General features: G+C 35.2%; 13 protein-coding genes. 5 read left to right on the forward strand and 8 right to left on the reverse strand.

What is annotated here, in order from left to right:
- The first annotated feature begins 84 nt into the window (after nt 1–84).
- Nucleotides 85–813, forward strand: coding sequence for a polyprenol monophosphomannose synthase (locus D7004_RS02325; protein WP_123204259.1), 729 nt, complete (start codon nt 85–87; stop codon nt 811–813).
- A gap of 1 nt (nt 814) precedes the next feature.
- Here D7004_RS02325 and D7004_RS02330 read toward each other — a convergent pair whose 3' ends face one another.
- The 3 genes from D7004_RS02330 to dinB form a co-directional block, all read right to left on the reverse strand.
- On the reverse strand, nt 815–1,324 hold the full coding sequence (locus tag D7004_RS02330) for a YdeI/OmpD-associated family protein (RefSeq protein WP_123204260.1): 510 nt from the start codon (nt 1,322–1,324) through the stop codon (nt 815–817).
- 146 nt (nt 1,325–1,470) lie between these two features.
- On the reverse strand, nt 1,471–4,482 hold the full coding sequence (gene dnaE, locus D7004_RS02335) for a DNA polymerase III subunit alpha (protein WP_123204261.1): 3,012 nt from the start codon (nt 4,480–4,482) through the stop codon (nt 1,471–1,473).
- 4 nt (nt 4,483–4,486) lie between these two features.
- Nucleotides 4,487–5,770: a DNA polymerase IV gene (gene dinB / locus D7004_RS02340; RefSeq protein WP_123204262.1), complete on the reverse strand. Its 1,284-nt coding sequence runs from the start codon at nt 5,768–5,770 to the stop codon at nt 4,487–4,489.
- A gap of 283 nt (nt 5,771–6,053) precedes the next feature.
- Here dinB and D7004_RS02345 point away from each other — a divergent pair, with 283 nt between their 5' ends.
- A complete protein-coding gene (locus tag D7004_RS02345) occupies nt 6,054–6,617 on the forward strand; it encodes a YciE/YciF ferroxidase family protein (RefSeq protein ID WP_123204263.1) in 564 nt (187 codons plus the stop codon).
- A gap of 49 nt (nt 6,618–6,666) precedes the next feature.
- Entirely contained in the window at nt 6,667–6,849 is a 183-nt protein-coding gene (locus D7004_RS02350; protein WP_123204264.1) for a hypothetical protein, read from the forward strand.
- 60 nt (nt 6,850–6,909) lie between these two features.
- Here D7004_RS02350 and D7004_RS02355 read toward each other — a convergent pair whose 3' ends face one another.
- The 5 genes from D7004_RS02355 to proS form a co-directional block, all read right to left on the reverse strand.
- A complete protein-coding gene (locus D7004_RS02355) occupies nt 6,910–7,557 on the reverse strand; it encodes a response regulator (RefSeq protein ID WP_123204265.1) in 648 nt (215 codons plus the stop codon).
- A gap of 338 nt (nt 7,558–7,895) precedes the next feature.
- Complete coding sequence (locus D7004_RS02360) at nt 7,896–8,510, reverse strand: Crp/Fnr family transcriptional regulator (RefSeq protein ID WP_123204266.1); 615 nt, start codon at nt 8,508–8,510, stop codon at nt 7,896–7,898.
- 112 nt (nt 8,511–8,622) lie between these two features.
- Nucleotides 8,623–9,459 carry a TIGR02757 family protein gene (locus D7004_RS02365; protein ID WP_123204267.1) on the reverse strand — a complete coding sequence of 279 codons (837 nt, stop codon included), beginning with the start codon at nt 9,457–9,459 and terminating at the stop codon, nt 8,623–8,625.
- An 83-nt stretch (nt 9,460–9,542) separates the two neighbouring features.
- A complete protein-coding gene (locus D7004_RS02370; protein ID WP_123204268.1) occupies nt 9,543–10,682 on the reverse strand; it encodes a cystathionine gamma-synthase in 1,140 nt (379 codons plus the stop codon).
- Nucleotides 10,683–10,776: 94 nt separating this feature from the next.
- Nucleotides 10,777–12,249, reverse strand: coding sequence for a proline--tRNA ligase (gene proS, locus D7004_RS02375; RefSeq protein WP_123204269.1), 1,473 nt, complete (start codon nt 12,247–12,249; stop codon nt 10,777–10,779).
- A gap of 180 nt (nt 12,250–12,429) precedes the next feature.
- Between proS and D7004_RS02380 the strand changes: the two genes are divergently transcribed.
- Both D7004_RS02380 and D7004_RS02385 read left to right on the forward strand, forming a co-directional pair.
- Nucleotides 12,430–13,416 (forward strand): hypothetical protein, encoded by a 987-nt coding sequence (locus D7004_RS02380; RefSeq protein ID WP_123204270.1) that lies wholly within the window; start codon nt 12,430–12,432, stop codon nt 13,414–13,416.
- A 26-nt stretch (nt 13,417–13,442) separates the two neighbouring features.
- Nucleotides 13,443–14,960, forward strand: a complete 1,518-nt coding sequence (locus D7004_RS02385; protein WP_123204271.1) for an OmpP1/FadL family transporter — start codon at nt 13,443–13,445, stop codon at nt 14,958–14,960.
- Nucleotides 14,961–14,964: the final 4 nt, after the last annotated feature.

The following is a 14,964-nucleotide window of genomic DNA, read 5'->3' on the forward strand; positions in this document are numbered from 1 at the left end:
GGTTAAAAACTATTGATTCGGGATTTTAACAATTAATATTTACTTTCGTGCCTTCTTAAGGCAAATAAATTTAAACCAAACAACGTGTCCGATAGTTTAGTCATTATACCAACATACAATGAAAAGGAAAATATTGAAAAAATAATTCGAAAGGTTTTTTCTTTAACCCAGCCTTTTCATATTTTAATTGTTGATGATGGCTCTCCCGATGGTACTGCAGATATTGTAAAATCTTTACAAGAAGAATATTCAGGTCACTTATTTATTCAGGAACGTTCTGGGAAACAAGGATTGGGTACAGCCTACATTTTTGGCTTTAAGTGGGCATTACAACGTGCTTACGAATATATTTTTGAAATGGATGCTGATTTTTCGCACAACCCTAAAGACTTAATTCATTTAAGAGAAGCATGTGTAAATGGCGCAGACGTAGCCGTAGGTTCTAGATACGTAAAAGGCGTGAATGTTGTTAATTGGCCAATGGGAAGGGTTTTAATGTCGTATTTTGCTTCTATGTATGTACGCTTTATTACCCGAATAAGCATTCAGGATGCAACAGCCGGTTTCAAATGTTATCGCAAAATAGTATTACAAACCATTCCTTTAAATAAAATTAAATTTGTGGGTTATGCCTTTCAAATTGAAATGAAATTTACCGCCATTAAATATGGCTTCAATGTGGTTGAAGTGCCAATCATTTTTACAGATAGAACCGAAGGAACATCAAAAATGAGCACCAAAATATTTAGAGAAGCTTTTCTTGGGGTAATACAAATGAAAGTAAATAGCTGGTTTAGAAACTATAAAAAGTAAACTATTTATTGTTTTTACTTTCCCTAATCATTGCACCAAAATCTTGTTCCTTATCCATTGCCGTAACCGTCATTACCAAGCGTTTGGTTCTTGTTGCTTCCGTTTTAGCCTGATTAATCCAGTTGATATAATAATTTTGATGTGATTTTGGCTGCTTTAAAAAATTATGCATCAGATGCTCCTCTTCAGATAAACACATTTCTAGATCTTCTGGCATTTCAACTTTAAAATCTTTATCCTCTTCTAAAAAAAGTTCTACTGATGAACCTTCCTCTTTTTTTAGCTTTTTACGCAGTTCACTTTTTAATGCAATTATAAAATCACCTTCACCCATTGGTACAGTTGCCATGCCGCAAACTTCTAATGCATCGATTTTGCCCTTAACACGAAAACTCTTTTTGCACCCGGCTTTTATTTTATTCGCCAAAGCATTTGGAAGAAAAACGTAACTCCACCCTGTTTTTTCTCCCATGGTTTCGAAACGTTCTATTTCGGCTTTAAAATGGATCATGGTTTCACCAAATATTTTTTAAACTAAACGTAAAATTAGGCTAATCTGGCTACTCCCAATTATATAGCATGAGCCGAATATACGATTTATTCACCTCATAAAACAGCTAAATCATGAGGCGATTAGCAATGCTATTCGGCTCACTCCTAGTCAATCGCAACCGGATTCATGTGTATATCGAGCTTAGCAAATTTTAGAACTTCGATACTTGGGAAATCAAAATCTTCTACAACTTTACCTAAAATTAGGTAACACCCTTTGCCTTTAAACGGATACATTGGTGTTGTATTTGGAAAGTGTGTTGTATCGAAAAAATCGCCGTTAATATCTAAAAAAGTTCCAAACCACATTTTTGTGTTTTTAACCGTTCGGACGGTTTTTTCGCAAACATAATTGCCAACCATTTTTACGGTTTTACCGATATGTTTATGCAAATCGGTGGCCATAACATTACCTCGATAATTAGTTTTTAAAAAATTGAACATGCTGAAGTTTAATGGAAAATCTAACAATTCCAATTCAGCGTACGCATCTTCAATTTCAGAATTTTCTAAATTCGGCAAATTGAAAGTTTTATGCACTGTTTTAAATAATTCTGCATGATTAAATTTATTATTTTTATGTCCTAAATAAGTATAAATATCCCAAAGTAAAGTCTTTTTATCTTTTCCTGTAAAACGTAAAGCGCCCAATCTAATTAGCAAAATTGCCTGTTCTAAAGTGATTTGTGTTCGCTTCACAAATTGCTCCAAATCAGTATATAAGCCATTTAGCCGCCGTTCTTTGGGTATTAACTCTACAAATTTATTTTCCAAACCCTGTACCCCAATAAAGCCTAAGTACGCATCGTTACCATGAATATTCACAGCTTCATCACTATTGTTTACACAAGGCAGGTGAACATTTGCACCTGTTTTTTTCAACTCGTGTACATACACCCAGCGGCTGTAGAAGCCACCGTAATTATTTAACACAGCAACCATAAACTCTTTCGGGTAATATGTTTTAAGGTATAAACTTTGGTAACTTTCTACAGCGAATGATGCAGAATGTGCCTTAGAAAAACTATAGCCTGCAAAGGATGAAATTTGCCGCCAAACTTCAGCAATTAATTCTTCGGCATGACCCTGCTTGCGTGCTGAGAAAAAAAATTTGTTTACCAATTCTTCAAAAGCAAGTTTAGAACGGTACTTTCCGCTCATGGCCTTTCGCAGTACATCAACATCTGATAAATCTAAGCCAGCAAAATAATGGCAAACCTTAATCACATCTTCCTGATAAACCATTACGCCATAAGTATCTTTCAGTCGCTCTTCCATTTCTTTGCAGAGGTAAACAACTTTATCTGGTGCGTGGTATCGTTCAATGTAAGATTTCATCATACCCGAACTAGCAACACCTGGCCTAATAATGGAACTGGCAGCAACCAAAGTTAGATAATCTTCACATTTCAACTTTTTTAACAATTGCCGCATCGCTGGCGATTCTATATAAAAGCAACCGATAGGCTGACCTTCGCGTAAAATTCCATTCAGTTTAGGATCGTTTTTAAAGGTTTTAAAGTCATGAATATCAATATCAACATTTCGGTTTCGTTTAACTAGGTGTACCGCTTCGCGGATATGACCAATTCCCCGTTGACTTAATATATCGAATTTCTCGTAGCCAATAGCTTCAGCTTCATACATATCCCATTGTACGGTTACAAACCCAACTGGAGGCAAATCCAAAGCCGAATAATAGGTAATCGGTTCTTCAGAAATAAGTATCCCACCTGCATGAATAGACCGTTGGTTAGGCATATTATTCATGTGGTGGTGTACGGCAACTAGTTTTCTATACGTAGCATTTTGTTGATTTTCACGCTCTCTGGTTGGGTCAGTAAAACCATCTATCTCTTCTTTTGGCAAGCCAAGTACCTTCCCAATTTCACGAATAATTGCCCGATCTTTAAAGGTGCTCATTGTACCCAAAAAGGCAACGTGCCATTTAGGATATTTTTTAAATATGTATTCTTGAATGGTTTTTCGTTCATCCCAGGCAAAATCGATATCAAAATCCGGCGGACTGGTACGCTTCTCATGCAAGAATCGTTCGAAGTATAAATCAAGCTCAATCGGATCCACATCGGTAATTCGAAGGCAATAAGCTACTATACTATTTGCTCCAGAACCTCTTCCAACATGATAAAACTTGCATTTTCCCATCGCAAAGCGAATAATATCGAAGGTGATAAGAAAATAACCACAATAATTTTTTAATTCAATAATTCGTAACTCTTTTTCAATTCGTTCAATAGCAACCAAGTTGTTTTTACCATAACGATACTCTAATCCTTTGTAAGCAATCCTTCTAAGCAATGCCTTATCTTGTTCTACACCTTCTTTGCAATAACAAACTTTATTTTTTGATTGTGTTTTCGGTTCAAAGTAAGCACTTAAGTCACATGGATCAATTAATTGCTGTGTATTTTCAATGATAAAAGGAAAAGCTTCAAACCTTTTCTTCAATTCATCTTCAGCTATTAAAAATTCATCTGCTGCACACTTTGCATCTTCTGGTACCATTGTTAAAAGCGTATTTAATTCAATAGCCCTTAAATATTCGTGCAAGCGATGGCTAATTTTATCGCTAACCGTTACCGGATGCCAAACCACCAGTTTTTCTTTTTGATGAAGTATTGGGTGTTTGTACAGGTAATTTAACTGACTGCTTCGAATGCCAACAAATTCATTTGATTTTAATGGTCTATTAAAAATTTTAGTAAAAGGATAAATGATAAATACATCTTCAAAATCTGGTGCATCATTGGGTAAAGGTATATTTTGAATGTTATGGTGACTTAAAAATTCATTTAATGTCCGCATACCCTCTCTACTTTTTGCAATGCCGAAATACAAAAGCCTGTTATCTTTTCTAAACTCAATACCTGCAACCGGCTTGATGTGATATGGCGTATTTCCTTTTTGTACTTCGTCGGGCTCTACTGCAATTTCTTGTTTAAAGCATTCTCTGATAAATTCTACCGCACCAGTAGAATTATTGATATCAGTTAAAACCATCTGGTGGATTTCCAATGCTCTAGCCTTGGCAATAAGCGCAGGAATATCCATTGTACCGTATTTTAAGCTATATGAAGAATGTACATTAAGAAACATATTGCTAACTATCAGTAGGTTTATTTACAGAGGATGCACCTGAATTAATAAAAGTTCTTATACGAGATTTTTTTCTTTCCTCTTCGGATTTTTTACGCGGATTGTATTTTATCGTTTTGTTTTTCTCATCCTTAGCTGGTGGTGCAACAATACAAGCTTTAACTACCGATTCTACACCATAATGCTGCCGTACTTTATCCATTGCCTGGTATAAATCATATTCCTCTTCTGATGTATGGTATAACCCAATCTGCTCAAAACCACTAACCAAATGAGATAATTTTACGCCTATTAACCGCAAAAGCATGCGTTTGCTGTACAACTTTTTAAACAAATCATGGGCCTTACCAATTAAGAAGGAATCCAAAGCGGTATAAGGAATTCGTGCTTGTTGGGTTACGGTTTCAAAATTAGAATAGCGTATAGTTACGGTTATACAAGCCGTTAATTTTTGCTGGCTACGCAAATCGAAAGTTAAATTGGTGACCATACCGGTAAGTATGGCTTTCATTTTATTGATATCCATACTATCACTTTCAAATGTAGTTTGGGTACCAATAGATTTCCTTTCGCGATAAGGAATAACAGGAGAAATATCTATTCCATTTGCTTTTTGCCAAAGATTTAAACCATGGTCGCCCAAAATTTTAAACATTAGCTCCTGTGGAATTTCTGCCAAGGTTTCAATTTTTCTAACCCCCATTTCACTTAATTTTCGATATGTAGCATTGCCTATTCCCGGAATTTTATTTACAGGCAATGGATTTAAAAAAGAACGAACTTCTGGAAAAGGAATTTCCAATTCGCCATTGGGTTTACACTCATTAGTACAAACTTTTGCTACAGTTTTATTTGCAGATAACCCGAAAGAAATTGGCAAACCCATTTCTTTTATAACGGTTTGGCGTAATTCGGAAGCAAACTTCATACATCCAAAAAAACGGTCCATACCCGTCATGTCGATATAATGTTCATCGATACTAGCTTTCTCAAATAGCGGAACTCGTTGCGATATAATTTCGGTAATTTCTTGTGATGCCTTTGAATATTCATCCATGTTCCCCTTTAAAAAAATAGCATCAGGACAAAGCATTTTTGCAGTACGGGCAGGCATTGCAGAATGAATACCAAATTTCCGGGCTTCATAACTACAAGATGCAACAACGCCCCTATCAGAACTTCCACCTATTATTACAGGCTTGCCAATAAGCTTTGAATTTTTCTTTACCTCAACTGATACAAAAAATGCATCTTGATCCATGTGAATGATATGCCTGTCTTTATCCATGTCAAACTAATTATGATAAGCAAAAATAAACTAATATTATTAGTATTTTAGTTATAATAGTATCAATATTATTAACATTTTACTAACATATTTAGCTTTTTATTGCTACTTAATTTATTGAAAGGAATATTTGTGATTGTATGTTGCTATTTATATGTAGGTATTTTTTGTTAATCATTGAGTACTAAAAACTAAAATCCCGTACTTAACCCAAACGATATAAAAAACTTTAATGAATAGCCGATGTTGTAAAACCATATCTATTGAACTAAATATTAACATCATGAAAACAGTAAAAACAACAACAGCAAAATCAAAATCTGCAAAACCCACAGGAAAAACCGGTAAAATGGAAAACTCAGAATTTCATAAATTTTTTGTTGATGAACTTAAAGATATCTATTGGGCAGAAAAGCATTTAGTGAAAGCGTTGCCTAAAATGCAAAAAGCAGCAACAAGTGAGGGACTTGCAGCAGCATTTGAGAAACATACAGGAGAAACACAGCAACATATCGAAAGATTAGAGCAGGTTTTTGAATTACTTGGTGAGAAAGCCGCAGCAAAAAAATGTGATGCAATGGCCGGTTTATTAGAAGAAGCGACCGGAATTATTGAAGATACAGATAAAGATACAATGACTAGAGATGCAGGATTAATTTTAGCTGCACAAAAAGTTGAGCACTATGAAATTGCAACTTATGGCACATTGAGAACCTTTGCAGAAAATATGGGGCATACAGATGTACAAGAGCTTTTGCAATTAACATTAGATAATGAAAAAGAAACCGATGTTGCTTTAACACAAGCAGCAGAAAGTTTTGTTAATGAAGAAGCAGTTGCAGAATAAATTGTTTCAATTATTTTTTGAGATGCTCCAATTATAAAATTTAAACATTATGAAAAAAGATAATCAAAAAGAGGAACCCAAAGCAGGCAAAACTGCTGGAAGTTCTAAAGAAAAAGCATCGTTCGACCAAAATGGCAAAGGTGCTTCTGAGAAATTTGGTGAAAGTGGTTCTACGCCTAACGAATCTGGTGATGCAAATGGTACTGGAACTGCCAAGAAAACAAAAAAATAGTACCATAAAAAAAGAGTTTGCTGTGTAAGCAAACTCTTTTTTTATGCCAGATAGAATGAACTACTTCTCGTAGATACTCATTTTTTCGGCGAGTTCAATAATGCTTTTAATCTTTAGTTTTTGAAAAAGCCTAAGTTTGTAAGTACTTACGGTACCCATTTGAAGGTTTAGCTGATTAGAAATATCTAATACTCCCACGCCTTTAGTTAATAACTCAGCAACTTCCAACTCACGACCAGATAGCTTTGTAAAAGGATTATCACCATCGTTTCCTAAAATGCTGTTAAACATATTTTCTTTCACATTCCTGCTAGAATATCTACTGCCCGCTAAGATGGTTGTAATCGCAGTAACGATTTCAGCTTCATCAGCATTTTTTGTTAAATACCCTGATGCACCAGCTTTTAAATAAGGTACAGCATAAATATTTTCGTTAAGTGAGGAGAACACCAAGATTTTAGCGTTCGGTTGTATAGCTTTGATTTGATCAATTACCTTTAAATTATTACCTCCAGGTAAGTTTACATCTATAATAACAAGTCCCGGCGATTTTGCAACTTCCACTAAAGTTTGCTCCATTGTAGCAGATTGCCAAATCTGCACCCCTGTCCAGTAATCAGAAATAAGATTACTTAAGCCACGGCGGATAATCTCATGATCATCAGCAATAAGTACTGAAAAAGTACTTACAGTATTTTTAGTTTTCATTGTTCAAAGTATTGTTAGTTGATAATTATCAATTTATTAATCCGTAGGTAGACTTAAATTTGCTAATTAGACTTTTTACTTTATTTATTTTGTATTTGTAAAAGTACATATTTTATTAATCTTGATTTAACAGAAATCGGTATTTACATTTAATTCATGGGCAAATACTTGTAATTGTTTTGACATTTGTCATCAAAAGCATTTTATTAAAATTTCGCCGACCTATTTTAATAACAAAAACCTTGGTAACGAGAAAAGATAAGATTGTATAAGCAACAAGCCAAAAAATTTGAGCAGAATAATTTCTAATATTGACGACTAAAACGAAGGATAAAATATTAAATTTTAGCTCTGATGCGGCTAAGTGTTTCTAATCTGATGGCCAAAAAAGAAGCAATATGCTTTAATGAAACCCGAGTAATTAATTCTGGAAAAGAAACCAGAAACCTTTTATATCTTTTTTCTGCTGATGAGATACGGCAAAGATAGGCCCTTTCTTCAGCTGAACGGTAGTAAAGTTCCATCATTTTCCTACCTACGATATTTGCTTCAGCATAATTTTCATACAAATAATCTGATAAAACGTGCGGAATGGCTATCAATTCTACATCTTCTAAAGCCTGTAAATACTCTTCCGAATCGCCTTCAAGCCATAAATTACGAATCGTTCCCACAATCTCATTTTCTTTAGCAATCCAAGTCGTAATTTCGGTTTTACCATCTTTTATGTATCCCCTAACAACCCCTTTAACAATTAAATAGAGAAATTTATTCCTATCAACTGGTGAAACTATAAATTTATTTTTTTTGAAGCTTACTGGAAAAGTATGTTGGTTTATGCGAGTTTCAATCTCATCAGTAAGTGGATGAAAGTGCTTAAAAACAGAGATTAATGGCGAAAAATTATTATATTTTTTCCATCTATCTTCATCAGATAAATCAACTGCAAGCATATATTTAGAGTAGGGATTGTATAATATTGCTTATTATCAGAAATATTACGATGTAAGTTAGTAATAATGAATATAAAATCTGCAGATTGGAGCATTTTTTTTGGAAAAAATCTTAAAATACTTTTTCGACTCCCAAACCAAAAAGGGCAAAATCATATTTTACCGGGTCGGCTGCGTCAAATGCTTTAAGGTTTTTTGTTAATTCAACAGCGGTTTGCCAATCCGTTTGCTTGCGGGTTATTAAACCCAGTAATCTACCAACCCTATCAACATGTACATCACAAGGGCAAACTAAATCAGCTGGTTTAATAATATTCCATATCCCGAAATCTACACCCTTATTATCATCACGAACCATCCAACGCAAAAACATGTTCAATCGCTTACAGGTGGATTTTTGTTTTGGAGATGAGATATGCTTTTTAGTTCTATGTGGAAAATCTTCTAATGAAAAAAAGTACGACCTAAAATGGTTTAAAGCTTGTTCTACATCAAAATTTTTAGTTCCTAAAGAAAAATCTAAGTTTCTCAAACCTTTTTTCGATGGATTTACATCTGAGAGCGCTGCCTCAGAATTTGGGATAAAGGCCATCTCCAAACTTTCGTAGTTCGTGTAATGAGCCTTAAAAAAAGAAATAAAGTATAGTAAATCGGTATCGTTAAAAGTTCTGTGTTTGAAATTTAAGAGTCTTTTTAAATCAGCATCTTGATGATTCAGAACGAAATCAAAAGGAGCATTGTCCATTCTTTGAAAAAGTTCTATACACTTATTGATAATCGTTTTTCGCTGTCCCCAAGCTAAAACTGCTGCAAAAAAACCTGCAATTTCTATGTCTTGTCTTTTCTCAAACAGATGAGGAATACAAATGGGATCATTTTCTATAAATTTCGGTTGATTGTATATTTCAACCTTTGCATCAAGAAAATTTTTAAGATCTAAGAAATCCATTTGAGGTGTAAAAAATGAGGCTGTATTACAATAACCAAAATATCTTGATTAGTGAAACAGCCTCATTTAAGAAGAATATTATACTATTTTAATGCGTTTTCCAAATCTTCAAGCAAATCATCAATATCCTCTACACCTACACTTAAACGTAATAAATTATCAGTTACGCCAACTTTTTCACGTTCTTCTTTTGGTATTGAACCATGAGTCATAGTTGCAGGATGATTGATTAAGGATTCTACACCTCCTAAAGATTCGGCCAAAGTAAATACTTTAAAATTAGATGAAATTCTGAAAGTTTCCTGTAAATCAGCACCTTTAAGTGTTATCGAAATCATACCGCCAAAACCACGCATTTGCCTTTTGGCCACATCATGATTTGGGTGATCTTCAAAACCTGGCCAGTAAATTTTATCTACTTTCGGATGTGTTTTTAAATAATGAGCAATTTTTTCGCCGTTTTCGCAATGCGCTTTCATGCGTAAATGCAAAGTCTTAATGCCTCTCAAAACTAAAAAAGCATCTTGCGGACCAGGAGTTGCTCCACATGCGTTATAAATAAACCATAAATCTTTATACAACTGCTCATCATTGGTTACCAAAGCGCCCATAACAACATCAGAGTGACCACCAATATATTTAGTAACCGAATGCATAACGATATCAGCACCTAGATCAATTGGATTTTGTAAATATGGTGAAGCAAAGGTATTATCAACGGTAAGGATTAAATTTTTCTCTTCAGTTATTTTTGCCACACCTTCGATATCAATAATTTGCATTGTGGGGTTCGTTGGCGTTTCAATCCATACCAATTTGGTTTTATCATTGATGTATGGCAACATATTTTCTGGCTTAGATAAATCCAAAAAATGAAATTTAATTCCATATTTCGAATAAATCTTAGTGAAAATTCTATAAGAACCACCGTATAAATCGTTGCCTGTGATCACCTCATCGCCAGGTTGCAGTAACTTTAAAACGGCATCTGTGGCGCCCATACCGCTAGAAAAAGCTAAACCGTATTTAGCGTTTTCTAAAGCAGCTAAACAATCTTCTAATGCTTTACGCGTAGGGTTTGTACCTCGCGAATATTCATAACCTTTATTATCGCCCGGCGATTTTTGCCAGTAGGTTGATGTTTGATAAATTGGTGTCATCACGGCACCAGTTGTTGGGTCAGGTTCTTGACCTGCATGTATAGCTTTTGTTGCGAACTTCATCTTAGTAGTATCAGGATGTGAGTACAGTATTAAGAATTAGCTTCAAGATTTGTATGTCAAACCTAAAATCCTAAATCTTAAACCTTAAATTTATTTAATATGCTCTGGCAAATAATACGCGTTGCGTTGATGGCTTGCCAGAATAAATACAAACACCATCTTCCAATTTGTTATCTAAAGGAATACAGCGAATTGTTGCTTTTGTTTCTTCTTTAATTTTTTGTTCAGTTTCTGGATTTCCATCCCAGTGGGCAGAAATGAAACCAGCTTTATCATCTAACAATGTTTTAAATTCATCGTAGCTATTTGCCTCTGTAATGTGATCATCACGATAAGCTAAAGCCTTATTAAACATAGCGGTTTGGATATCTTCCAGCAACTTAACAATGTAAATATCCAATCCTTCTTGCGGCACAGTTTGCTTAACTTTAGTATCCCTGCGGGCTACTTCAACTGTTTTGTTTTCTAAATCTCTACCTCCTATTGCAATTCGAATTGGAACTCCTTTTAGCTCGTAATCGGCAAATTTAAAACCAGGACGCTGGGTATCTCTATCATCATATTTAACAGATACGCCTAAACCTTTTAATCGCATGGTTAATTCATTTACATAGGCCGTAATTTTCGCTAAATCTTCATCCCCTTTATAAATTGGCACAATTACAACTTGTATCGGTGCTAACTTTGGTGGAATAATCAAACCAGAATCATCACTATGTGCCATAATTAAAGCACCCATTAATCGTGTAGATACACCCCATGATGATGCCCAAACATGGTCTAATTTTCCATCTCTACCTGTAAATTTTACATCAAAGGCTTTTGCAAAATTCTGACCTAAAAAGTGTGAAGTTCCTGCTTGCAATGCTTTACCATCTTGCATTAAAGCTTCTATACAATAAGTATCAAGCGCACCTGCGAAACGTTCATTTGGGGATTTTCTTCCCCGTATTACAGGTACAGCAAGCCAATTTTCGGCAAAATCTGCGTAAATGTGTAACATACGTTCGGTTTCTTCAATAGCTTCCTGAGCTGTTGCATGTGCGGTATGCCCTTCTTGCCATAAAAATTCCGCAGTACGTAAAAACAACCTGGTACGCATTTCCCAACGCACAACATTTGCCCATTGATTGATAAGAATTGGCAGGTCGCGGTAAGATTGAATCCAGCCTTTATAAGTATTCCAAATTATAGTTTCGGATGTCGGGCGAACAATTAATTCTTCGTCTAATTTAGCGGTTTCATCAACTACAATATTTCCATTACCGTCATTTTTTAATCGATAATGTGTTACAACCGCACATTCTGTCGCAAAGCCTTCAACGTGAGATGCTTCCTTTGAAAAAAATGACTTAGGAATGAACAATGGGAAATATGCATTTTGATGGCCAGTATCTTTAAACATTTTATCTAAAACAGCCTGCATTTTTTCCCAAATAGCATAGCCATTTGGCTTAATAACCATACATCCGCGTACTGCCGAATGTTCTGCCAAATCGGCTTTTATTACGATATCGTTATACCACTGTGAATAATCTGCTTCCCGGCTTGTAATTTCTTTGCTCATGTTATGTATTTGGAACGTAAATTGTATGTTAAATAATGTGAAATTCAGCCACAAATTTATAAATTTATGCCTACAAAACGATTACGAAACCAAAGCATTAAATTTTAAATGATAAATGCCTGAATTTTTCGGCTAGAATTGCTTTTATACAATCTACACACACAACTAAATATAAACACAATGAAACCAATTAAATTTTTACCCATTGTTATGATAGCGGCCGCTGGGTTGGTTGCATCATGCTCTACATCAAAAATGGCTTCTACCAACACCACTGATGATGTTTATAATACCGTGGCAAAAGCCAGAGAGGTAGAATATGTAGCTCCTGCTCCACAACAGCAGCAGCAACAATACAGTCAAAATGACCAGGAATATGATGAGTATTATGGCACAAGTAACCCATATTACGACATGGATTATTCATCAAGAATAAATCGTTTCTATAATGGTTCTACATTTAGGGGCTACTACGACCCATATTATGATAATTATTATTACGGAAACAGTTATGGCAATTCAAACTTTTTAGGTTATGGTTTGGGTTGGAATAGTGGTTATGGTTTAGGCGGCTGGGGAGGCGGATTTGGCTGGGGCGGAGGTTTCGGTTACGGAAACATCTGGAACAATCCTTTTAATTATGGCTATTTCGGTTACAGTCCTTACGGCTTTGGCGGTTGGGGACCTTACTCCTACTACGATAGATTTGGTTGGGGCGGTGGCTTTTACGGTGGTGGATACGGCATAGGCGGTGGATATTATGGTGGAGGCTTTGGAGGTGGTTACGCAAATCGTAACAGCAGACCAAGACCAAACAGAGATGGTGATAATCGTGGGTCTTATGGAAATGGTGGGTCAGGAATTAACCCTGTTAGTGGAAATTATGGCAGACCATCAGTTACTTCAAATAATTCAGGTAGACCAGAACGATATTCAAATGGAAGTAATGGTTCATCAATCAATAACGGCCAAGGACGAGTTAGTTCAAGACCATCACGTGATGATAGTTACAGACCACAACCACAAATCCAACAATCTCAACCAGCTTCAAGACCTGATAGAGGAAGTTATAGTCCACCTGCACAATCCTCAGGAAGTAGCGGTGGCGGAAGTTCTAGTGGCGGCGGCGGTGGTGGCGGCAGACCAACAAGAGGCGGCGGTAGATAATTTTAGCACATACACACATTTATAACATGAAACTAAGATCAATATTCATTGTGGCAGGAATAGTTTTTGCCAGCAATTCTTTATATGCACAATACACCAGTGATGTGTTACGATTTTCACAATCAGAGCCGGGCTCTACAGCACGTTTTAAAGGTTTGGGCGGTGCACAAACTGCATTAGGTGGAGATATAAGTTCACTTTCAGCAAATCCAGCGGGATTAGGTTTTTTTACGAAATCTGACTTTAGCTTTACCCCTGAATTCAACAACTTTAAAGTTGGTTCAGAATATCTTGGGAACAACACATCAGATAAACGCAGTAAAGCTGGAATTAATCAAATTGGGGTTGTATTTTATTCACCAGTTAATAAGGCTAAAGGTTCTGATTTAAATAATGGTTGGGTAAGTTTAAATTTTGGTGTTGGCTACAATAAGACAAATAACTTTAACTCAAATATTACATACTCAGGAAAGAATGCAAAAAGCTCAATGGCTGATTATTTTGCAGACTTAGCTGGTAATACACCAACAGGAAGCTTAGCATCTGGTTCTTTAGAACAAATGGCTTACAACAATTTTTTAATTGAATATGATCCTGCGGGATATTTTCCAACTACTGCTTTAAATAGCAACCAACAAAATATCATTCGTCGTTCGGGTTCGCAATCTGAATTGAATATCGGTATGGCTGGTAACTATGGTAATAAGTTATATTTAGGTTTATCATTGGGTTTAACCAACATCGATTATACTTCTGATTTAGCATTTTCTGAAAGTGGAAACAATCTAACTTTTGCTGGTCAAGATCCTGTATTCTTAAACGGAACATACAGTTTTGGGTTTAATTCTATTCAGCAAACCCGAGGAAATGGCATTAATGCCAAATTAGGTTTGATATACAAGCCTGTTAATGAGTTGAGATTGGGTTTGAGTTTTGTTACACCAACGTGGTATAGCTTAACTGATGATTATTCTGAAAACTTAAATACAAAGTTTAAAAGAGCGGATGGAACTAGCATTCCAGAATATACTAATCCGTTATCTAATTATAATTCAGAGTATAACTTAAGAACGCCTTATAAAGTTAGCGGTGGTGTTGCATACATTTTCGGTAATAGTGGATTAATTACTGCTGATGCTGAATATGTTGACTACAGCAGCATTCGCTTTAGCTCTAATTTTTCTACTGAAGAAACAAATACTAATCGCGATATTGCATCATTGTATAAAGGTAATGTTAACTATAGAGCAGGTTTGGAATTTAAATTGGTTGATCAATTTATGATTAGAGGTGGTTATTCGTATTCTGGTTCGCCATATAAAAATTTAGATTTTACTACTCAAGCTTACAGCGGTGGTTTAGGTTACAGGTTTGATAATTATTATCTTGATGTAACGTATAGACATACAAAATGGGAATCTACAAACTCACCTTATACCATATCATCAGACTATCCTGATTTTAATTTTACAGGTTCTGGCCCGACAGCCAATTTGAAAAATACAGCCGATAATGTTTACTTAACATTTGGTGTTAAATTTTAAAAAA

The organism is Pedobacter jejuensis (assembly GCF_003725795.1).
Taxonomy (GTDB): Bacteria; Bacteroidota; Bacteroidia; order Sphingobacteriales; family Sphingobacteriaceae; genus Pedobacter; species Pedobacter jejuensis.

Bases quoted from the DNA above. Each gene is read 5' to 3' on its own strand.
- D7004_RS02370 (WP_123204268.1), bottom strand. From the start codon at position 10,682: ATGAAGTTCGCAACAAAAGCTATACATGCAGGTCAAGAACCTGACCCA.
- proS (WP_123204269.1), bottom strand. From the start codon at position 12,249: ATGAGCAAAGAAATTACAAGCCGGGAAGCAGATTATTCACAGTGGTAT.
- D7004_RS02355 (WP_123204265.1), bottom strand. From the start codon at position 7,557: ATGAAAACTAAAAATACTGTAAGTACTTTTTCAGTACTTATTGCTGAT.
- D7004_RS02365 (WP_123204267.1), bottom strand. From the start codon at position 9,459: ATGGATTTCTTAGATCTTAAAAATTTTCTTGATGCAAAGGTTGAAATA.
- D7004_RS02380 (WP_123204270.1), top strand. From the start codon at position 12,430: ATGAAACCAATTAAATTTTTACCCATTGTTATGATAGCGGCCGCTGGG.
- dinB (WP_123204262.1), bottom strand. From the start codon at position 5,770: ATGGATAAAGACAGGCATATCATTCACATGGATCAAGATGCATTTTTT.
- D7004_RS02350 (WP_123204264.1), top strand. From the start codon at position 6,667: ATGAAAAAAGATAATCAAAAAGAGGAACCCAAAGCAGGCAAAACTGCT.
- D7004_RS02385 (WP_123204271.1), top strand. From the start codon at position 13,443: ATGAAACTAAGATCAATATTCATTGTGGCAGGAATAGTTTTTGCCAGC.
- D7004_RS02330 (WP_123204260.1), bottom strand. From the start codon at position 1,324: ATGATCCATTTTAAAGCCGAAATAGAACGTTTCGAAACCATGGGAGAA.
- D7004_RS02345 (WP_123204263.1), top strand. From the start codon at position 6,054: ATGAAAACAGTAAAAACAACAACAGCAAAATCAAAATCTGCAAAACCC.
- D7004_RS02360 (WP_123204266.1), bottom strand. From the start codon at position 8,510: ATGCTTGCAGTTGATTTATCTGATGAAGATAGATGGAAAAAATATAAT.
- dnaE (WP_123204261.1), bottom strand. From the start codon at position 4,482: ATGTTTCTTAATGTACATTCTTCATATAGCTTAAAATACGGTACAATG.